Annotated in this window: 15 protein-coding genes and 1 tRNA gene; 8 read left to right on the forward strand and 8 right to left on the reverse strand. The window is 42.1% G+C overall.

Annotation, left to right across the window (positions count from 1 at the left end; translation table 11 throughout):
* From nuoK to HC643_RS22170, 8 genes are all read right to left on the reverse strand, one after another.
* Window positions 1-306, reverse strand: coding sequence for an NADH-quinone oxidoreductase subunit NuoK (gene nuoK / locus HC643_RS22135; RefSeq protein WP_038093176.1), 306 nt, complete (start codon window positions 304-306; stop codon window positions 1-3).
* Window positions 307-408: 102 nt separating this feature from the next.
* Window positions 409-1,020 (reverse strand): NADH-quinone oxidoreductase subunit J, encoded by a 612-nt coding sequence (locus tag HC643_RS22140; RefSeq protein WP_038093180.1) that lies wholly within the window; start codon window positions 1,018-1,020, stop codon window positions 409-411.
* Window positions 1,021-1,110: 90 nt separating this feature from the next.
* Window positions 1,111-1,692, reverse strand: a complete 582-nt coding sequence (ndhI, locus tag HC643_RS22145) for an NAD(P)H-quinone oxidoreductase subunit I (RefSeq protein ID WP_038093183.1) — start codon at window positions 1,690-1,692, stop codon at window positions 1,111-1,113.
* A gap of 95 nt (window positions 1,693-1,787) precedes the next feature.
* Entirely contained in the window at window positions 1,788-2,906 is a 1,119-nt protein-coding gene (gene nuoH / locus HC643_RS22150) for an NADH-quinone oxidoreductase subunit NuoH (RefSeq protein WP_038093186.1), read from the reverse strand.
* A 368-nt stretch (window positions 2,907-3,274) separates the two neighbouring features.
* The gene (locus tag HC643_RS22155; RefSeq protein ID WP_038093189.1) at window positions 3,275-4,411 is read right to left on the reverse strand and encodes a citrate synthase; all 1,137 of its coding nucleotides are present in this window, start codon (window positions 4,409-4,411) and stop codon (window positions 3,275-3,277) included.
* A gap of 113 nt (window positions 4,412-4,524) precedes the next feature.
* Window positions 4,525-5,022: a phosphohistidine phosphatase SixA gene (gene sixA / locus HC643_RS22160; RefSeq protein ID WP_038093192.1), complete on the reverse strand. Its 498-nt coding sequence runs from the start codon at window positions 5,020-5,022 to the stop codon at window positions 4,525-4,527.
* A gap of 52 nt (window positions 5,023-5,074) precedes the next feature.
* Window positions 5,075-6,367, reverse strand: a complete 1,293-nt coding sequence (locus HC643_RS22165) for a DHH family phosphoesterase (protein ID WP_050045292.1) — start codon at window positions 6,365-6,367, stop codon at window positions 5,075-5,077.
* Between the two features lie 426 nt (window positions 6,368-6,793).
* Window positions 6,794-7,291: an HNH endonuclease gene (locus HC643_RS22170; protein WP_038108409.1), complete on the reverse strand. Its 498-nt coding sequence runs from the start codon at window positions 7,289-7,291 to the stop codon at window positions 6,794-6,796.
* A 400-nt stretch (window positions 7,292-7,691) separates the two neighbouring features.
* Between HC643_RS22170 and alr the strand changes: the two genes are divergently transcribed.
* The 8 genes from alr (at window position 7,692) to HC643_RS22215 (ending at window position 22,361) form a co-directional block, all read left to right on the forward strand.
* On the forward strand, window positions 7,692-8,882 hold the full coding sequence (gene alr / locus HC643_RS22175; RefSeq protein WP_038108408.1) for an alanine racemase: 1,191 nt from the start codon (window positions 7,692-7,694) through the stop codon (window positions 8,880-8,882).
* Between the two features lie 283 nt (window positions 8,883-9,165).
* A tRNA-Leu gene (locus HC643_RS22180) sits at window positions 9,166-9,247 on the forward strand.
* 854 nt (window positions 9,248-10,101) lie between these two features.
* Window positions 10,102-11,178 (forward strand): response regulator, encoded by a 1,077-nt coding sequence (locus HC643_RS22185; RefSeq protein ID WP_038089364.1) that lies wholly within the window; start codon window positions 10,102-10,104, stop codon window positions 11,176-11,178.
* A gap of 43 nt (window positions 11,179-11,221) precedes the next feature.
* Window positions 11,222-11,599 (forward strand): response regulator, encoded by a 378-nt coding sequence (locus tag HC643_RS22190; RefSeq protein ID WP_038089367.1) that lies wholly within the window; start codon window positions 11,222-11,224, stop codon window positions 11,597-11,599.
* Between the two features lie 5 nt (window positions 11,600-11,604).
* Window positions 11,605-12,102 (forward strand): chemotaxis protein CheW, encoded by a 498-nt coding sequence (locus HC643_RS22195; RefSeq protein ID WP_038089370.1) that lies wholly within the window; start codon window positions 11,605-11,607, stop codon window positions 12,100-12,102.
* Between the two features lie 61 nt (window positions 12,103-12,163).
* Window positions 12,164-14,995, forward strand: a complete 2,832-nt coding sequence (locus HC643_RS22200) for a methyl-accepting chemotaxis protein (protein WP_038089371.1) — start codon at window positions 12,164-12,166, stop codon at window positions 14,993-14,995.
* Between the two features lie 171 nt (window positions 14,996-15,166).
* A complete protein-coding gene (locus HC643_RS22205) occupies window positions 15,167-18,235 on the forward strand; it encodes a hybrid sensor histidine kinase/response regulator (protein WP_038089374.1) in 3,069 nt (1,022 codons plus the stop codon).
* Between the two features lie 1,225 nt (window positions 18,236-19,460).
* A complete protein-coding gene (locus tag HC643_RS22215; RefSeq protein WP_237265924.1) occupies window positions 19,461-22,361 on the forward strand; it encodes a methyl-accepting chemotaxis protein in 2,901 nt (966 codons plus the stop codon).
* Window positions 22,362-22,466: the final 105 nt, after the last annotated feature.

A 22,466-nucleotide genomic window follows, 5' to 3' on the forward strand; every position in this document is an offset into this window, starting at 1 on the left:
TTACCACTTTAGGAGATTGAACTGCTCCATATCGACAGTATCGCGGTTGCGATAGATGGCAAGTACAATAGCCAAACCTACCGCTGCTTCTGCTGCCGCTACGGTGATCACAAAGATAGTGAATACCTGACCCTTAATTGCAGTTGAGTCTAGGTAGTTAGAAAAAGCCATTAAGTTCAAATTAACAGCATTGAGCAACAGCTCAATAGACATCAGGACTCGCACGGCATTACGGCTATTAATCAAACCGTAAATACCGATGCAAAACAAAGCTGCTGCTAGTAACAAAAAGTACTGGATTTGCATGAATCTTAATACCCCGATTGGCTAATTACTAATTCCCAGTTACTAAAAAGCTAATTGCTAATTGCCCTAATACCATTAGCTATTAGCCATTAGCCATCAGCACTACTGTATATTCCGACTTGCTTCGCCTACCGATACTAGTTCTCTAGGACGTTCTGGCAAAGTCAAAACGGTTTGCCGATCTTCAGAGAGAGTTTGCTCTGGCAAAAACTCGCGACGCGCCAAAATAATTGCGCCTACCATTGCCATTAACAGCAAAACAGACGCTAGTTCAAAAGGCAGTAAAAAGTCACTGAAGAAATGCTCGCCAATGAGAACAATAGAGTTTGCCACAGGTTGAGCGTTAGACAATGACCAAGGGGTTGCCAAAATCATCGTGCTTAAAAGCGCAAACAATCCCACGCTGACGACTGCTGTTAGTGCTTTACGTATCCAAGCCGTAGGAAAGGGTACAAAAGCTTGCCGCTTGTTTACTAACATAATGGCAAACAAAATCAACACGTTGACTGCACCAACATAAATGAGTAATTGTGCTGCTGCTACAAAATCAGCATTCAGCAACAGGTACAGACCAGCAATGCTGACAAATACACCTCCAAGTAAAAAGGCGGAGTAAACGATGTTCTCGATCAGGACAACACCCAATGCTGCCCCAATTAACATCACTGCTAATAGGCTAAAAGAAACAAACTGTACTCCTGCTGCTAGATTCACTTTTTTATTCCTTTGCTAATTGCTAAAAAGCTAATTGCTAATAGCTAATAGCTAATTGTTTCATGACTATTAGCTATTAACTCTTAGCGATTAGCCCTCTTTTTCCACAATATCTTCTGGGCGAGCACCAGGGCGAGGTGCATCTGCGGGTAGATCGTGGGGGTCCATGACACCTTTGGGTAGGTAAACCAGTTCGCGCAAAGGTGTCACCATGGGGTCAAGGGTGACTTTGTAAGGCAAACGACCTAATGCCACGCTGTCATAATTCAATTCATGACGGTCGTAGGTGGAAAGTTCGTAATCTTCTGTCATTGATAAGCAGTTAGTTGGACAATATTCCACACAGTTACCGCAGAAGATACAAACTCCGAAGTCAATGCTATAGTGTTTGAGCTTTTTCTTTTTGCTTCCTTTATCAAATTCCCAATCCACCACGGGTAGGTTGATGGGACACACTCGAACACAGACTTCGCAGGCAATGCACTTATCAAACTCAAAGTGAATCCTACCGCGAAACCGTTCGCTGGGAATCAGTTTTTCGTATGGGTATTGTACAGTTACCGGACGCCGCCGCATGTGGTCAAAAGTTACAGCTAACCCCTGACCGATATAGCGACCTGCTTGCACGGTTTCTTTGGCGTAATCACCAACTTGTTTCAGGAATTTCAACATTTTTGTGTCTCTCTCTTCAGAATTTTGGATTTTGGATTTTGGATTTTAGATTTCAGATCCAATCCAAAATCTAAAATCTCAAATCTAAAATTCGTTTATCCGCCAAAAGCGACGGGGAAAGCTATTTTCAGGGCTGCAGTTAGTAGCAAGTTAACCAAGCCTACTGGTAGCAGGAACTTCCATCCTAAATCTAGCAATTGGTCAATGCGAACTCGAGGCACCGTCCAACGTACTAATACCGCTAGAAAGACAAGGAAGTATGCTTTAAGTACGGTCATGGTAATTCCCAATGAGGCAGTTACAACCTGTAAAATGGGATTTGTTTCACTGACTCCAAATACATTAGCTAACAAATTTAGGGGAATGGGGAAATCCCAACCACCCAAGTACAAAACTGCAAACAGCAGGGCAGAAAGGACTAGGTTAACGTAAGAACTCAGGTAGAATAAACCAAATTTCATCCCGGAGTACTCAGTCTGATAACCTGCTACGAGTTCTTCTTCTGCTTCAGGTAAGTCAAAGGGCAAGCGTTCGCATTCAGCAAGGGCGGCGATCCAAAAGATGATGAAGCCAACTGGTTGCCGCCAGATGTTCCAGCCAAGAATGCCATAACCAGATTGCTGATTGACAATGTCAATGGTGCTGAGGCTGTTGGACATCATAGCTATTGCTAGCACCGAGAGTGCTAAGGGAATTTCATAGCTAATTGATTGTGCTGCTGCCCGCAAGCCCCCTAACAGAGAGTATTTGTTATTGGATGAGTAACCAGCCATTAACAAACCAATAGGCGCAACGCTAGACAGGGCAATCCATAAGAAAACCCCAAGCGAAACATCTGTAATGACTAGGTTCTGTCCGAAAGGCACAATCAAATAAGACAAAAACACCGGAATTGTCACAATGATTGGGCCGAGGGTAAACAGTATTCGATCGGACTTGGCTGGCACCACATCTTCTTTAAAAACCAGCTTAAGACCATCTGCTACAGGTGCGAGCAAACCAAAAGGACCTATGTACTCAGGACCAATTCTCTGCTGTGCTGCTGCTGAAATCTTTCGTTCCAGCCAAACGCAGACTAGTACTCCTACCGTGGCACCAATTATCATTAGTATCATCGGTAGTGGCATCCAAATGGCTTTAGCGGCATCGGCAGGCAGCCCTAACTCCATGAGAGATTCAATAAATGTTCCTTGCAGATCAATTCCTGAATTCATGTTCTACCAAGTTTATGAAGTATGAAGTGTGAAGTACGAAGTGTGAAGTATCAGGTATGAAGTATGGTATTTTACCCTTTATCCTTCATCCTTTACCCTTTATCCTTCATCCTTTCCTTTACCCTTGTATGTTAATAACTGTAAATTCACCTCTTACTATTTCTTTCTAAATCATGCAAAATTTAAGATCTTTTGCAATTCCCATGCCTAGTATACCGTTGGAGTGTTTGAGTCCCTTACTGAGCGGACAAGAAATTCTACCTATGGTATGAATTAGGATTTACTTATGGCGTTGGGGGATGCGGGGATGGGGAGACTGGGGAAAGGCACTTACAAACGCTCTGGCCAATCCCCCATCCCCAAGTCTCCTACCTCTTCTCAATTGGAGTGTAAGAAATAGAATGCTTGCCGTTATAAACTTGGGTGGGGCGATAAATCCGGTTTTCTTCTAGTTGTTCTTTCCAATGGGCTAACCAACCGGCAACACGGGCGATCGCAAATATTGGTGTAAACAAGTCTGTAGGGATTCCCAATTTTCTATACACCAAGCCGGAATAAAAGTCAACATTGGGATAAATACCTTTATGTCCCAATTTTTCCTCTACGACTCGTTCCATTTCTTGAGCGATGTCATAGTATTTATCCGGACCAAATTTATCAAACAGTTGCTCTGCCATATTCTGCAGAATGGTGGCACGCGGATCTTTTACCTTGTACACGCGATGACCAAACCCCATAATCTTGGCTTTGCGTTCGAGGCAATCCTCAATAAAAGGACGGACATTTTCTACAGTACCGATCGCCTCCAACATCTGAATCACTTCTTCATTTGCCCCTCCGTGTAGCGGTCCCCCTAAGGTTCCTACGGCACTAGCAACGACAGCATATGGATCTGTTAGGGTAGAGGCTGTGACTCTAGCACTGAATGTAGAAGCATTCATTGTATGTTCGGCGTGAAGTATCAAGCAAATATCAAATATTCGCGCCGCCAGTGCATCGGGTGCTTGCTCGTTGAGCATATACAAGAAATTAGCGGAATAATCCAAATCATCTCGAGGACGTACCGCATCATTACCGTTTCGCATCAATTGGAAAGCCGCCACCATTGTGGGAATCTTGGCTATGAGGCGAACAACAGCATCACGAATGTAGATTGGATTGTTCAAATCCCGACGCGAATAAAATAACCCCAATGCAGCCGCAGAGGCTTGTAAAGCATCCATTGGGTGACCGCTTTCGGGAAAGCATTTCATCATGTCGCTAATGCGATATTTGATCCGCCTGTGATTGCGAACCTCAGACTCAAATGCTGCCAATTCTTCGGATGTGGGCAATTCGCCCCAGATTAAGAGATAAGCAGTTTCTAAAAATGTACTCTTTTCTGCTAGTTCCTCAATCCGAATGCCACGGTATTCTAATATTCCCAAATGCCCATCAACACTGCTAATACTGGATTGGGCGGCGGGAATGCCATCCAGCCCAGGCTTGAATTCGCACACCATCATGGCAACACCATCTGTTTCGTAAAATATTTCTAAGAAAGCAACATCCCAGAAATTCTTATCACCATAACAGTATCCGTTTCCTTGGAATTTCTTTCAAAAACGTTGCACTACTGCTAAAGCAAGTACTTGGGTGGCGTCAACCAAAACATTTGACTGCAACCCAGAGGAGATCCCTTTTCTGGTAGTTTTACCCCGATCATACCTGCTTTTTTCAGGACTAAGGATGCTTTGTCTTGCCCCCAAACCAGAATTTCTGCCCAAGCGCTTAAATTTGGTTCGTGTCCCACCAATGCGAGTTGGGTGTCAGGCGCGTAATTTCTCGGTTCTAGCCATTGGGTCACCCAATTGTAGATCTGCCCTTGAGGAGCAAGATAGGTACATTCTTCAAGTTGAGAGCTCAGTCCCTCTGCTATAAGTATTTCTGCTGTTTGACGCGCTCTCACCAAGGGACTTGTAGCAATTAAATCAAAATGGAACCCCATTTGCTTGAGCCGATGGGCGACTTTCTCTGTTTTTTGCTTTCCCTCTTTTGTAAGACTTCGCTCTTCATCTTTTTTGATTTCTGGTTGTTTCTCTTCGGCTATGCCGTGACGGATTAAATATAGTTCCATTTTTTTATTGCTAATAGCTAATAGCTAATGGCTAATAGCCATTAGCCAATCGCTATTCCGACTGAATCGGATTATCTTTAGGGTTTACCAATCTCAAAAGCTTTTGCTTTATTTGAGCATCAAAAACTTCCCATTTCATTTTCGCATAAGCAGAATTCTCATTGCTGCCCGATAAGAAACCCATGGGAATCTCAAATCCACCTGCGCTTGTTCTCCCACCACCAAAAAAGCGCCCGCTACTATCTTGTCCAAAGGCTTCTTTGATAAATTCATCGGGGTCGAGCGTTAGCTTGGTGGTTCTGAGGGAACCAATCACAACTTCTAATTCTTCATCTTCATCATGAACTATGCCGTACACTACGGCAGTATGAACGTTTTCTTCTGTGACTAGAAAATCAGCCGCTTGAGGAATGGCATCACGGTCATCGTAGCGGAGGTAACCAACACCCGCAATGGAAAAATTATTTTGCACAATGCGGTTTTTTAGCGATCGCTCTATAACATCCATCACTCGTTTAGAACGATTCGCCTGCAGTACCGCATTTAGCAGTTGTGCGTCATAAAATCTACTCAGATACGCTGCTGCCATAAAATCATCTTCCTGTGCTTGCATCAGTCTATTGGTATCCGATCGCAAGCCATGCATCAAGGCTGTCGCGCATTTTACGTGTTGGTTAATACTACTATCAAGCGATAGCAATCCTGCCTGCAAGTACTGAGTAAAAATTGTTGCTGTTGCTCTGACAGAAGGTCGAATATCAACAAAGTCTGATTTGATATCGCTTTGCAAACTGTGATGGTCAATAATTGCTACCAAAGGAATACCCGCATTCTCTACCACAGGCATAAGCTGAGAAGTGGTTCCTTGATTATCTATCAGTACAAAACCTTGATAGGATGAGGGCAAATCTTTGCCTTTTAGTGTTTGCAACGTCCAACGCTGGGCGGGTAAATTCGTGAGCTTTACCAAAGCGATGTTTTCTTGATGGCTCAAAGCTCCCGCGTATACAATATCACACTTGATGTCGTATTGCTGTGCAATGAGTTGGTATGTCCAAGCAGAAGACAAAGCATCAGGATCGGGAAAATCTTGCAAGACGATCAAATGTCGTTCCTGTCGGTGGGCTAGAAGCATAGCACGCAGTTCTTCCGCTTTGCGATCGCTTGCTCCACCGTTACGCTGATTTAAAGAATTTCCTGACTCATTAGTCAACGTTGTTGTACTTGATTGTCGATTGAGCGGAACTTCAATTGAGTCTTTATCGTCTACCTCACCATCCTCTGATGTTGAATCTGTTAGTACTGGAAAATTTTCAAACTGGGTTAGGGAAGAATTCACTTGCATATCTAAGGTCTTTAAGAGTGTGGGGCTTCCTGTTCTTCGCTAAGAAATATTACAGGTTGTAATTTGCTACTTCAGCCACACATCTACAATCTTCGCAGAATTATTCCAGACTGGCACTATATTTGTCAGTCTATATCTTAAGTATTTTTTCACTCAACTTGATATTATTGGGTTGCTGAACTCTGGCAAAATACGTTGTGTCGCCCAAACTTGGCAAATTCTTAGCGTACCCTGGTTGCCTTTTCGCCAATCCATGTTATATTAACAAAGTTGCTTGAAAGGATGCAAAAAATTTTGCAGCCTCATCTGTCAACTTCAGACGTTTGCGTCTGGGTTAAAGTCACAGATCGACAAAGCTTCACCAAGCTAGGGCAACAACGCGATGGCTGACAATGCGCCGCCGTTCTCAGATAGGAACAAGGTATGTCAGAGTCCGATAACGTATTTTTGCCATTCTTTGTGCAATCCACTCTTGAGATGTTTGCTGACCTCGAAATAGAGACTGCTGTAAGGTCTTCGGGGATGATGGCGTAACATCATGTGAGCTTCACTCGGTGTACGATTTCCCTTTTTGACATTACAGCGAACGCAGGCTGTCACTATGTTTTCCCAAGTATCGCCGCCCCCACGCGATCGCGGTACAACATGGTCTAGCGTCAAGTCATCTCCCGTGTAACCGCAGTATTGGCACGTATGACCGTCCCGATGCAGGAGATTCCGTCGAGTGAGAGGAATTTCCTTATAGGGAACGCGAACGTAATGTCGTAACCTAATAACGGTCGGAAGTGGAAAGCCAGAATAGAGTTGCTTGTTATTGATTTCAACCCTTTCAGCTTTGCCTTTTATCAACAAGACCACGGCTCGCCGCCAGCTCGTGATATTGAGCGGTTCGTAAGAGGCGTTTAGAACTAAAACCTTCCCCATTGATAAGCGCTCAAGCTATTAATTTTACATATATTAACACAAATCTATCCTCCTATGGTGATGAGGATAAATTATACTTCCTACAAAAGCAGGAATTGAGGAAATAGTCAAGGGTTAGTGGTTGGTGGTGAGTCTAGTCCTGTAGGTGCGGTTCCCGCTGCCTAGGGACTAGCGTATAGCCCTTGCGGGCATAGCTTCGTCGCATCGTATAGCGTGTGCTTTGCACATAGGACATTTCTCCTTCATCTTCCTACTCCCTACCTCCCCTCAGTCTCTACTCCTCACTCAAGTTGTGAGATTTTTACAAAGAAGGTTAAACTTTCCGATTATCGAGAAAGATTGCGAGTATTGGGAATAATACTTACAACTAAAAAGTGGTGTGATAGGAGAATAAGCAAAAATGCTAAGCCACGAGAAAAATCATCTTACCTTCGATCGGCAGAATCATAGCTATGCCTGGATGTCCCAACGTGCTTGGGTAGAAATCGATTTAGAAGCACTGTCCCATAATGTGCGTCAACTGATAAAGTTACTGTCGCCAAGTACCCAACTTATGGCGGTCGTGAAAGCTGATGCTTACGGACATGGAGCGATCGTTGTGGCTCAAACAGCTTTAGAAGCAGGTGCAAGTTTGCTTGGAGTTGCTACAGTCCCAGAGGGAATTCAATTAAGAGAAGCAGGTATTAAAAGTCCAATTTTGATTCTAGGAGCAACCCACACGCCAGAACAAATCCAAGCTATTGCACATTGGAAACTTCAACCAACACTGACAAGCCCCAAACAAGCTTTAGTATTTTCCAATACTCTAGAAGAGATTAACTGTGATTCTCCCTTACCCGTACATATTAAGTTAGATACGGGAATGTCAAGGTTGGGAACAAATTGGCAAGAAGCTAGTGAGTTTGTTCAGCTAGTGCAGCGTTTGCCACATCTTGCTATTAAGAGCATTTATTCTCACCTTGCAACAGCCGATAGCCCGGACACTACTGTGATGAAACAGCAACAGCAGAGGTTTGAAAATGCGATCGCTCAAATTAAAGCTTTGGGGATAGAACCTCCTTGTTTGCATCTAGCAAACTCAGCAGCCACTCTAAGCGATAAGTCATTACATTACGACATGGTGCGTGCGGGTTTAGCACTCTACGGTCTTTACCCAGCTATTCATTTAGAATCTAGCATCGATCTCAAGCCAGTCATGCAAGTAAAAGCCCGAGTTACCCAAGTAAAAACTATTGCTCCCGGAACGGGCGTCAGCTACGGTCATCATTTTATAGCACCGCAAGAACTCCGCTTAGCCGTAGTGGGAATTGGTTATGCTGACGGCATACCTCGCAATCTTTCCAATAAAATGCAAGTGTTGATTCGAGGTCAGCGAGTGCCGCAAATTGGTGCAATTACAATGGATCAGTTGATGCTAGATATCAGTGCATTACCAGATATACAAGAAGGCGAAGTTGTGACTTTACTGGGGAAAGAAGGAGAAGAACAAATTTCTGCTGAAGATTGGGCAAATCAGCTAAATACAATTTCTTGGGAAATTCTGTGTGGCTTTAAGCATCGCTTACCGCGTGTAGCATTGGGGAATGGCTAATGGCTAATGGCTAATGGCTAATGGCTAATGGCTAATGGCTAATGGTGAGTCCAGAGAAAGCAGGCGGTGAGACCAGTGCTGTAGGCGGGTCTCCCGCGACCACCGGGACTGGCGAACAAGGGAGGGCGAACAAGGGAGGGGTTTCCCGCGATCACCGGGACTGGCGAACAAGGGAGGGCTAATGGCTGATGGTTAATTAACAATTAGCTATTAGCTATTAGCCATTAGCAACCAAAAACTTACTTGCTACAATTAATTTCTTGTGATAGTATAGACTACTAATGCGGATGTGGCGGAATTGGCAGACGCGCTAGATTTAGGTTCTAGTACCGCAAGGTGTGAAGGTTCAAGTCCTTTCATCCGCATAGCAATTATTTAATACCTATTTAAAGAGAGATACCAGTTAAGGTTTCCAGAACCTTAAGGACTGGTGTATCTTGCTATGCCTGTAAAGTTTTTTTTCGTATAAAATAAACATATTTTCTTCAGTATTGCAGCCTCTGTCTTCTACCTTTCTTAACTCAAATTTTTCTGTCTTCTACGTGCAAGGATAGAGTGCTTTCTGAAAACCTTTTGATACCCTGTAAGGTTAACTAAAAGTTATCCGGAAGTTTTTTGACAATTATGCTGTTAAATTTTGTTTCGTATAAAGTTCAACTACACGATTTTCATTCGTACAGTTAATATCATAGCTGGCAAATGTACCTGAGAGGGTATATAACAGACAGTGGCACTATTCTATGGTGAGGGCATTTTTATGTTTGGTTTACATATTTTGCAAGTAAAAATACTGATGATAGGGTAAATAACCCCTGAAACATTATCTTGTCCTGAGAAACCGTACTATACTGAAAGATAAGTACTTAAAATAGCAGGTTCGCCCTTGCAAGTCAAAGTCACTCATCTACAGTATTACTTCGGTTGCTGTCAAACAAGTTCTCTTTAGGTAGATGATTTCATCTAGTCTTTACACTTTTTTTACTTGCCGTGTAAAAATGTCTGCTAATCTCAGTATCATTAGTAAATTTCATGGCTATTGACGCGTTAACTGAGATTTTTCATCTTAAAAGAAGGGTGCTACCACTGAGTTTCCTGCAAGCCTCAAAGTCACAATTTTGTATTCTTTGCAACAAAGATTTTAGCAAATTCTATTGACTTGTAGGGAAACTCTGTAACAGATAAGCTCACACCTAATTGAATTTAGCCAAAAACAGCACTCATGAGCACAACTCCTATAGGTAGCTACAAGTTTTTTCAAAAACTACATCCGCTATCTCTATTAGCACAACTGACTAGTCGGCGTGCTACAGGCTGCTTACAAGTATTCACAGAGTCAGTGTCTTGGTCAATCTATCTAGAAGACGGTAAACTTATTTATGCGTCCTCAGATAAAATGTTTGACCGACTTGAGAATCATGCTTCTCGCCTAAGTCAGCAATTGCCCACGCTCAACAGTACAATTATGATGCAGGTACGGCTGATATTTGAAGCAAACGGCGACGATGGCTCCATACCTGTACCAGATTATCAAGCTATTTGCTGGTTGGTAAATGAGGAATATATAACTCCTCCTCAAGCAGCCATATTGATTGATGAAATGGCTAAGGAAGTACTGGAGGCATTTCTTGCTATTAAACAAGGGAACTACGAATTCAATGGAGAATCTCCCTTGAATCAAATGCCTAGATTTTGCCGATTGGATTTGCGATTGCTTGTGGAACACTGCCAAAAGCAACTTCGCAATCGACAAAATCCTCAAGCGACGGTTACCGCACAAGCTCATGCTCCTGCTTACTATTCAACACCTGTTTCACAGACCCAAGTTCAGCCATCATCTCAACTGAAACTAGGGGAACAATTGCAGAATACGAACCATTTTGAAAATTCTCATTTCAATGGTAGTAAATACCAACAACAAAGTAGTAAAAACACTTACACCGTTGCTTGTATTGACGACAGCCCAACGGTACTAAATTCTATCAAACACTTTTTAGACGAAAGCGCGTTTTCAGTAGTGACGATTAACGATCCGGTGAAAGCGCTCATGCAAATACTACGTAGCAAGCCGGATATCATATTACTAGATGTTGAGATGCCTAACCTGGATGGTTACGAGCTATGCTCTTTGTTACGAAGGCATTCGGCTTTTAAAAATACTCCCATCATTATGGTGACTGGCAGAACGGGATTTATAGACCGAGCCAAAGCAAAAATGGTCAGAGCATCGGGGTATTTAACAAAGCCGTTTTCCCAGTCAGATTTGCTAAAAATGGTGTTTAAGCACATTGGCACTTAAGTAACAAACAGGAAAATTTCATCATTTATTAGGAGAGTTAGGAGTGAGTATTACTTTGTTAGGCACAATTTTGATTGTTGAAGATTCTCCCAGTGAATTGGAGTTAATGAGCCATTATCTTAAAGAAAGTGGTTACAACGTAATTAAAGCGGCTGGCGCAAAAGAAGCTTTAGAAAAAGCTCAATCACACAACCCGGATGTGATAGTCACAGATGTTGTTATGCCGGGAATGAGTGGTTTTGAACTGTGTCGTTCCTTGAAAAGAAATCCGAGCACACAAAAAGTTCCAATCGTGATATGTAGTTCTAAAAACCAGGAAATTGACCGATTATGGGCAATGCGACAAGGAGCTGATGCTTATGTAACAAAACCTTACACTCGCGAACAGCTCCTCCGGGCTATTAAATCTGTGGCGATTTAATTCTAATGAACAGTTCTAAAATTACTCTTTCGACAAAACTTACTCAAAATAACTTGGGAGATGGTTATCTCAAGTTTCAGTTAAACAGACAAACGTCCGCCGTGTTGCCGATGAGGCACACGCAAGAAGCAATTATCGTGCCGATTGAAGCCATAACATCAATGCCCAATATGCCCGGTTGCGTATTGGGGTTAATGAATTGGCGGAGCCGGATAGTTTGGGCTATTGATTTGCCAAGAATGTTCAATTTGGAATATCTTGACAATCGGTTGCGACAGTATAACGTAATTATTATTCGGGTGGATACATTACTTTTGGGCTTGGTTGTACAAGAAATACAAGGTACAACTAAGTTTATGCCGGATGATATACGCTCTCCTGTAGGACAAGTGGCATCTAGTTTGATTCCCTATTTACGCGGGTGTGTTGTTCAACAAAAAGAAATTTTACTGGTGTTAGATGCACAGGCTATTGTGCAATCTTCTATTCTCCGCAGTGATTAGGGTGTACTACTAAGAAAAACTGTTTTAAGTATGTTTATTCATCACCTCAGGAGAATTCCCTATGTTTAATAAAACTAATGATGCTAAAGATAGCTTGGATGCAGAAAAAAATGGAGTAGCTGATAATTCTTCAAAAAGAAAAGATAGCAATTTTGTAGAAATAGAGAGAGAGCGAAATACTGAGTTAACTGTTGATTCTAGCCTAAATAGGTTATCAGCACCGTTGAAGCGGTTGAGTTTGGGAACTAAAGCTGCATTACTTGCGATCGCAATTGGCACAATTCCCGTGTTAGCAATTGGCACGTTAGCTTATCATGTAGCTAGTATGGCAACGGGCAGTAAAAGTTCCCAAATTCAACAAGCAGAAGTGAATGGTATAGCAGATAAAGTAAACCGCTTTATGTTAGAGCGCTATACCGATATGCAAGTCTTATCAACTTTGCCAGTTTTAACAAATACTAAATTTAGGGATTCTCTAACTCCTAAAGAAAAACAAGTTTTATTAGACAAATATATAGAGAGTTATAAAGTCTATGACAGCATTGCAATCCTTAACCTAAGTGGGGATGCGATCGCACAATCTCGAGGAGCTTCTATAACCCATCAAGGGAAAAATAAATATTTTGAGGCAGCAAAGCAAAAAGGAAGCACTTACATCAGCCAGCCACAAGTTTCGCAAGAGACGGGAAATGGCAACATTATTATTGCTGCTCCAATTAAAGATTCAGTTACAGGACAAGTTTCATCTATCGTCAGAGCCAGTATGCCTCTAAAATCTCTAGATGAGATCTTGAAAAACTATACAGAAACAGGGCATAAATACTATTTAGCTGACGATTTAGGAAAATTATTTTTGCCTGTTGACAAAACTTATATAGGAAGAGAAATTCAAGCAGATTTTCCCGGTTTAGCTCAACGTCAAGGACAAAGAAAAGAAGATACTTTTACGACAGTTAATCAACTTGAAGGAAAAGAACAACTTGTCAGCTATACATCTAGAATTCAAGAAGGATTGCCAGATCTAAAATGGCAAGCCATTCTGACAACAGATGCAGGAATTGCATTTGCACCTCAAAGACAATTGGGACTGACAATTATTTTAGGAACGGGATTGGCAGCAATCGTTGTAGCTGCGATCGCAGTCTTATTGGCGAAGAAAATTACAGAACCAATTGTGAAAGCGACAGATGCAGTGGCAAAACTCGGACAAGGGGATTTAGGAACCCGTTTGGAAGTAGAGTCAGAAGACGAATTGGGTATTTTAAACGCCAATATTAACCAGATGGCAGCCCAGTTACAGACATTGGTTAAACAACAAGAACTGGATACAGAAAGAGCAAAATTACTAGCAGAAATTACTCTCCGAACCCGCAGAAGCCTCAACATGGAGGATATTTACAAAACAGCGGTCAGAGAAGTTCGTCAGGCAATCAAAACGGATAGAGTTTTGATTTATCATTTCAATCAAGAAACCTTTGATGGAGATGTTGTTGCTGAATCTGTAACTGCTGGCTTGCCAAGAATGCTAGGCGTACCAATTGACGATCCCTGTTTTAGAGAACGCCATGTAGAAACATACAAAGATGGTAGGGTTCGGGCAATATCTAACATATATCAAGACCCAAATCTAAGCAACGCTCAATGCTACATCAAGATGTTAGAAAAATTTGCTGTCAAAGCAAATTTAGTCGCACCAATTATTAGTGACGGACAACTTATTGCCTTAATGATTGCCCATCATTGTGATAGTCCCCGTATTTGGCTGCAATCAGAAATAGAGTTGTTTAAACAAATTGCCACCCAAGTAGGGTACGCCCTAGAACAAGCACTGCTTCTACAAGAAGTCGAAAAAGCAAGATCCATTGCCGAAAGATCGTCAGAAGATGAGCGTCGGCAAAAAGAAGCATTGCAAATGCAACTCCTAGAACTCTTAAGTGAAGTGGAAGGAGCAGCAAGTGGGGATTTAACAGTACGTGCGGAAGTCACAGCTGGAGAAATTGGCACAGTTGCCGACTTCTTTAACTCCATTGTGGAAAGCTTGCGGGACATTGTTACCCAAGTTAAACAAGCAGCCATCCAAGTTAACCAAGCGATCGGTCAAAACGAAGGCTCGATTCGCCGCCTTGCAGAGGAAGCACTCGCCCAAGCTTCAGAAATCAATCGCTCCCTTGATGCTGTTGATAACATGACCCACTCAATTCAAGCAGTCGCAGCAAGCGCCCAGCAAGCAGCCTTTGTTGCCAATACAGCTGCCAACACGGCTAAAAAGAGTGGGATAGCAATGGATATGACAGTGCAGAATATTTTGCACCTACGCGAAACAGTAGGCGAAACTGCCAAGAAAGTAAAGAGATTGGGAGAATCAACCCAACAGATATCCCGTGTGGTAGCTTTGATCAATCAGATTTCCATGCAAACCAACTTACTTGCCATCAACGCCGGTATTGAAGCGGCGCGGGCGGGAGAAGAAGGACAGGGTTTTGCGGTTGTAGCTGAGGAGGTAGGAGAATTAGCAGCCCGAAGTGCGGCGGCGACAAAAGAAATAGAACAAATTGTTGAAAACATTCAACGCGAAACAACGGAAGTGGTGCAGGCGATGGAACTGGGAACAACCCAGGTTGTAGAAGGTACGCGCATTGTCGAAGACGCCAAGCAAAGTCTAACTCAAATCTTAGATATTTCGCGGCAAATCGATTTGTTGGTGCAGTCAATTTCTCAAGCAACAGCCTCTCAAGTGGAAACATCACAAACAGTCAGTCAGTTGATGAGAGAAATTGCCTCCTCCTCGCAACGCACCAGTGATTCTTCACGTCAAGTTTCGGAGTCTCTGCAACAAACTGTAGAGATTTCGCAACAGTTGCAAGCAACTGTTGGTACCTTCAAAGTAGATTAATGTTAATAGCTAATAGCTAATAGCTAATTGCCAGACAATTAATTAAACATTAGTTATCAGCCATTAGCCATCAGCCATTAGCCATTAGCCCTCCCTTGTTCGCCAGTCGCCAGGGCGTGGGAAACCCTCCTACAGGACTGGACTCACCATTAGCCACTAGCTATTAGCCCTATGTCACAAGACAAAGAATTAGAAATCCAGATGCAATTTCTGGAGGAAGCGAATGATTATCTTAATACCTTGGAAGGGGTATTGCTGGAAATTAACCCCAGCAATCGCATTTCTCCAGAAAAAATTAATGCCGCACTAAGAGCCGCCCATTCTATAAAAGGTGGTGCTGGCATGATGGGATTTCGGTCTCTGAGCGATCTGGCTCACCGTTTAGAAGATTCATTTAAAGTTTTAAAAACTAGGAAAAATTCTTTAGAAATAGATACTGAGTTACAGAGTTTACTGCTTGCTGCGGTGGATTGGTTGCGTCAGATAGTGGAATTGCTATCGGAAGGTGGGGAGGTAGAGGAGCAGTGGTTGAGTACTTTTTGTTACCCAGTTTTTGATGAACTGCATCAACGTTTGGGCGATCCTACTCCTGAAGATGCAGCAACTATGCTGTCTCCAGAAGACGGACAAGATATCGTACCTTTGCTGTTTGAAACAGAGGTGGAAGGATGTTTGCAGCGTCTTGAAGCAGTACTGGCTGATGGCGAACAGCCTTGTCTGAAAGAAGAAGTGGCTATTATGGCAGCTGAGTTGGGTGGATTGGGTGAAATGCTCCAACTGTCAGCTTTTTCTCAGTTATGTATGTCAATTGCAGCTTATATAGAAGCTGCGGAACCTTCTCAGGTGGAAACAGTTGCTCGGTCGGCGTTGGAAGCATGGCGGCGATCGCAAGCTTTAGTACTGACAAATCAACTGGAAAGCTTGCCAATAGAGTTACAAATTGACGATGTAGCGGCTGCAATAATAGAGAGCACCCCAACAGAACTACTAGAAGTAGAACCAGCCCCAGTTCCTGAAGTAGAACCAGAATTTATAGAAGCAGGAGTTCTGCAACCAGAAGAGACGGAAGAATCCTGGCTGGATCGAGAAATCATTGCAGCCGACTTTGAAGCTTTGGAAGCAGCTTTTGCTGAAGAAAGCAACGCTCAAGTTGAAGAACCAGAACCAGAGCCAGCTACAGTATCTTCTAGAGAAATTCCTACATCAAGTTACAATCGCAAAGCCGAGCAAACTGTAGGTGGTCATAAGAGCGAAACTCCAGAAAATACAGTCCGAGTTCCAAGCAGACAACTTGAGCAAATTAACGATCTCTTTGGAGAACTGATAATTCAACGCAATGGGATGAATTTGCAACTTGAAAGGTTACGCAAACTCATTCGTAATTTGAACCAACGAGTCCAAGTTTTGGAACGAGAAAACCAACAACTGAGGACAGCTTATGATAAAATAGCCACTCAAAGTGTAGTGCCATCTGGAGAAGCATTAAGAGCACTAGCACCAGCCGAGCAACCAGAAGAACTTCCAGCGCCAGTTTCAGAGAAGAATGATGGAGCAAATGGAGTGGAAGGTGAGTTTGATTCCTTGGAAATGGATAGCTACAACGAACTCAACTTGCTTTCTCAGGAAGTTATGGAAACGATCGTTCAAGTGCAAGAAGTCACAACTGACATTCAACTTAGCATTGACGATACAGACCAATTTGCCCGCAAGCTTACCAAAACATCCAAGCAACTGCAAAGAAAGCTCACACAAATCAGAATGCGCCCGCTATCTGATGTTGTGGATCGCTTTCCTAGAGCCTTGCGCGACTTGTGCGTAGAATACGGCAAAAACGTACAGTTAAAAATTGAAGGGGCTAACACTTTAATCGAAAGAAGCATCCTAGAGTCTTTGAATGAGCCTTTGATGCACTTAGTCCGAAATGCTTTTGACCACGGAATTGAAGATCCGGTCACACGTCGTGCTTCTGGTAAGAACGAACAAGGGTTGATAGAAATTAAAGCAACCCATCAGGGAAATCGTACCATTATTTCGCTCCGAGATGATGGACGCGGGATTTCGCTAGAGAAAATCCGGACTCGCGCAATCGAGATGGGATTGGAACCTGCTTTATTGGCACAAGCAACAGAAGAAGAACTCCTGTCGTTAATTTTTGAGCCCGGTTTTAGCACTTCTGAACAGGTGACAACTCTATCTGGTCGTGGTGTTGGTATGGATGTCGTGCGTAACAACCTCAAGCAAATCCGGGGCGATGTCAAAGTTGATACAAAAGTAGGGAATGGAACTACATTCACCCTCTCCGTACCATTTACACTCTCAGTTGCACGAGTGCTGCTTGTCGAAAGCAATCGCATGCTCCTGGCATTCCCCACAGATGTTGTCTCCGAGATATTCCTACTTAACGAAGAGCACGTCTTACCAATGGCGACAGGCGAAGTCCTCAACTGGCAGGGTACCATGCTTCCGTTAGTTCGTTTGAGTCGTCACTTAGACTTTAATTGTCCCCGCTATGACAATCCAACCCTAGAGACGCCCCCAGCAATTAATGCTTCCAGCGTTATTATTGTTAGCCAAGGAAATCAGCCAGTTGCAGTGCAAGTGGATCGTTGTTGGGGCGAACAAGAAGTTGCTATCCGTCGGGTAGAAGGCAATATTGCTTTACCAAGTGGTTTTAGTAACTGTACGATTTTGGGTGATGGTCGCGTTGTACCGTTGGTTAATGCCAATGAGATGCTTTATTGGATTGCGACTAATGAGCGCGTACCCAGAACCAGTCAGCTTCCATCTTCTAAATTAAAGACAGTTTTCTTAACACCATCTGATGACAAACAAGCAGCGCTTTCAGGAAATCGTAAAGGCACTATTTTAATAGTAGATGACTCGATTAACGTGCGGCGCTTTTTAGCTTTAACTCTAGAGAAAGGAGGATATCAAGTCGAACAAGCTAAAGATGGTCAAGACGCTTTGGAAAAACTCCAGAGTGGTTTGAAAGTTCAGGCTGTGATTTGCGATATTGAAATGCCTCGCATTGATGGTTATGGATTTTTAGGCCGCGTGAAATCAAATACTGATTTTAAGGATATACCGATTGCGATGCTGACTTCTCGGAGTAGTGATAAACATCGCCAGTTAGCTATGCAGTTGGGTGCGCGGGCTTATTTTTCCAAACCTTACAATGAACAAGAGTTGTTGAGGACTTTGGATGATATTATTTTTCCTTTCGCAGGGGCTGCTAAATGAGAATTACAAATTTATTTATAAACCGCTAATAAACCTGACGGAAGCTGATAATGAATTATTGTAGAGATTTTTTATTCGTAGATAAAGAAGTTAGCAATAAGGTCAAATATTTTTGATTTTGATACCAAGTTTTAGTTTAATAACTCCCTTTTGTAGAGCCTGCATACGCAGGCTTTTTTCTTAAATAACGCGAGTTCGACGAAGCTACTCCCTTTCTGGTGTAAGATTACCGACGTAATTTCTTCACAAGGTGCTCCCTTTCTCCCCAGAGCAAAACCAACTTTATCTACTGATATAGAATATCGATCTGGAGGTAATTGAGCGATGGCTACCGTCGATGAATACCGTCAATACATCCAACACCTATTAACTGAACACGCAAAACCGATCTGGGATAATCGCATTCAAGCTCAAACTATTTTTGACACTGGGATTCGATCCTCCAAAGATGCGCCATTATACGGAGTTTGCTGAAGCCTAAAATTTGCTCCCATTTCTTAAGATTTAAAAGTGTGCTTGCTACTTCCCAAAGCAAGTTATAGATAGAATCAACAAAACTACAGGAGTGCGATCGCAAATGTCAAAACAGGAGCAGGGTAATTGTTCTGGTATTGTCGGCGATGGCGTCCTTATAGCGCTGACAGAACTTGTTTTTTCAGGAATGAAAGTAATTTGTGGAAAGCAATGAATAAATTGAGATTATAGTGACAGGCTCTAAAGAACAGTTACAAACTCAATATAGAATTCTTATTTAATTTTTGAACTAAACCTATATAGGGACATTGGTAGGTAATATCCCAATAGAGTTCAGTTAACAATATATAATCCTTGAAGATCCCTCCAACTCTCCAATCGGTTGGGGGGCTAGGAGGAGCGCGTCTTATCTGAACCGTATTGGGTAATATCCACCTTACAGTACTAAAAATTTTTTACAAAATATTAATAATTACTTGATAATTATTAATATTGAATAATTGCTCCGTAAAAACCCGGATCTAAGCAAAAATCCTTCTGTGAATTTTTCCGTAATTTTAACGTGGCGAATATCGCGTTATTTAAATTTAATACTGTAAAGATATTGTAAATTGATGGCAACAATAAACACTGTTTTATCTTCACAAAGTCTTCACGATTTATTGCCATAATTCGTATTTGGTTAGGTAAGGTTTATCCTGTGAAGGAAACACATTTTTTCTTGCATTTACCAAATCTGGGTGTGTTGTTTATGCTTAATAATAAAGTTAATATTTCCAGCTTGCAAGGTTCTCAATCTAGATTGCGTACCCAACAATCTCAAATCGGTAAAGTAGACCGACCTAACAACAAAACATTTTTACTACAACGTTTTAATAACCTCCCTATTAGTAGCAAACAATTTATTGGTTTAATTACTTGTGAATTGGTATCTGTTATAGGTATAGCTGGTGGCATCATATTAATTATTAACCAAGGATTGCAAAGTCAATTATTAGAACAGGCTAAGTTGGAATTGGCTGTCACGAATGAAAATTATAATTCACAGGTCAATCAAATCAACTCAATATTGAGACAAAAAGCAATCAATCCTACAATAATTCATGCCGCGATCGCTCATAATAGTAATTCTTTAAGTCCAAGTTTACAAGAAAACACTAAAAAAATTTTAGAAGAGGAAGCTCGCAATAGCAAAATAGAGTATGCAACTCTAGTAGGTAGAGATTTTAAGATTATTGCCAATCTTAACCCTGACCGTCAAGGAGAAATTTTTAATCCTAACAATCAAGTTAGTGAGGCAATAGAAAATTCTCAAACAATAACATCCAATAGCGTTATTACATGGTCGGAATTGAGCCAAGAGTTACCTGCTTTCCCAGAAGGTTTTAAACAGCAAGACACTCTCATCCGTTATACGATCGTACCCGTTAAAGATGAAAAAACACAAACAGTTGTTGGCGCTTTAGTTGCCGGAAAAATTTTAAGTGGGAAAGATACAATCGCCAAAAAGACTGTGGAAACTATTGGAGGTGGCTACAGTGCTGTTTATTTCCGCAACATAAATGGAGAATTGGCACTAGCAACATCTTTATATCAAGATAACTTAGAAGACACTAAACAAAATTTTCCCTTACCAAAAAAAGCTTTATCTTTACTTAATATAGCTACTAAGAATTCTCCAGGAAAAACAGTCACTCAACACCTGGTTTTAGATAAGAAAACTTATGTGATAGCAGCTAAAGCCATTCCTAATAAAATGACTGAAGGAGTGGAGGGCAATCAAACAATTTCTGGTGACGCTCCTGTGGCTATTTTGGTTCGAGGCACTCCAGAAACGGCTTTGAGTGATTTATTAAGGCATGGTTGGCAAGGACAAGCTCTGACTATTTTTATTATATTGCTGTTGATTTCTCTTTGGACATTGCTTGTGGAACGGGCAATTATCAGACCAATCAAAAACTTGCAACAAACAGCACAGAAATTTACAGTTGGTCAAGCATCCACGCGATCGCAAATTTTTACCACTGATGAAATCGGGCAATTAGCTATGAGTTTTAACTCAATGGCAGACAGCCTTGCAGAACAAAACCAACGTCGAGAAAATCAAGCAAAACTAGAATTTTACCTCAACAGTATCACGACCCGCATTAGAGAAACCTTAAATCCTGCAACAGTTTTGAAGACATTAGTATCAACGACGAAAGAAGCGATACAAGCAGATAGAGTGGTTTTTTATCGTTTAGACGAGAACTTACAAGGAAAAATAGTTGCCGAGTCTTCGAGCAATATTTTAACATCAGTAATAGGAACAACTGTTATTAAACCTTACCAAATTCAAGAAGAATTTAAAGAATATGAAATAGGTCGTGTCAAAGCAGTTGATAACATTCAAGAAGTTTCTCTCAGCCCGTCTTGCTTAGAGCAAATAGCAGCGCTAGCTGTCAAAGCATATCTCATCTCGCCTATCTATGCGAACAAGCAACTATACGGCTTGTTAGTTGCTCATCAATGTTCTAATCCCCGGAACTGGCAAGTTGTAGAAATTGACTTATTTAGACAAGTTGCAGTTCAAGCAGGTTATGCTTTGGAGCAAGCACAACTTCTCCAACAAGTAGAACGTGGTGTTGCCATAACTTCCCCTGAAGAACAGCAAAACAAAGACACTCTACAAGCTCAACTCTCAGATCTTATAGATAATATAGAGAGTGCAGCGCGTGGAGACTTAACAGTACGTGCTGAAGTGACAGTTGGAGAAATTGGCACTGTTGCTGACTTTTTCAACTCCATTGTTGAAAGCCTGCGAGATATTGTGACGAAAGTCAAAGAATCAGCATTGCAAGTGAATCAGGCGATCGGATCGAACGAAGGAGCAGTCCGCCACCTAGCTGAAGAAGCCCTTGCTCAAGCAACAGAAATTCACAGCACTCTTGATGCAGTTGATAACATGACTCAATCAATTCAAGCAGTAGCAGCAAGCGCCGAACAAGCAGCTACAGTAGCCCATGATGCTGCTCACACAGCCACAAAAAGCGGGTGGGCGATGGATATGACAGTGCAACACTTCCTGCGTTTGCGAGAGACAGTCAGCGACACTGCGAAAAAAGTCAGGAGATTGGGAGAGTCAACACAACATATTTCCCGTGTCGTCGCCTTGATCAACCAGATTTCTACCCAAACAAACTTGATTGCCATCAATGCTGGTATAGAAGCATCGCGTGCGGGTGAAGAAGGTCAGGGTTTTGCGATCGTCGCTGAGGAAGTAGGAGAATTAGCAGCCCAAACTGTAGTCGCCACGCGAGAAATTGAACAGATAGTTGAGAGTATTCAACTAGAAACAACAGAAGTTGTTCAAGCAATGGAGTTAGGAACAACTCAAGTGATGGACGGTACGCGCATTGTGGACGATGCCAAGCAAAATCTCAATCAAATTCTAGAAATTTCTCGGCAAATCGATTTGTTAGTGCGATCGATTTCTGAAGCCACAGCCTCCCAGGTGGAAACATCACAAGTCGTAAGTCAATTGATGAAAGCAATTGCAGCAACTTCTCAACGCACGAGTGATTCTTCACGTCAGGTTTCCAATTCTTTTGCCCAAACTCTACAGATTGCTGAAGAGTTACAGCAGGTTGTTGGGACATTTCAGGTGAAGTGATACGATTTTAGATGCGTGGATTAACAAATCAACTATATGTTAACGCAATCTAAAATCTCTCCTAGTATAAATGCAAGTGCTGGACATCGCCGTTCACAATGGAAT

The organism is Tolypothrix bouteillei VB521301 (assembly GCF_000760695.4).
Classification (GTDB): domain Bacteria; phylum Cyanobacteriota; class Cyanobacteriia; order Cyanobacteriales; family Nostocaceae; genus Scytonema; species Scytonema bouteillei_A.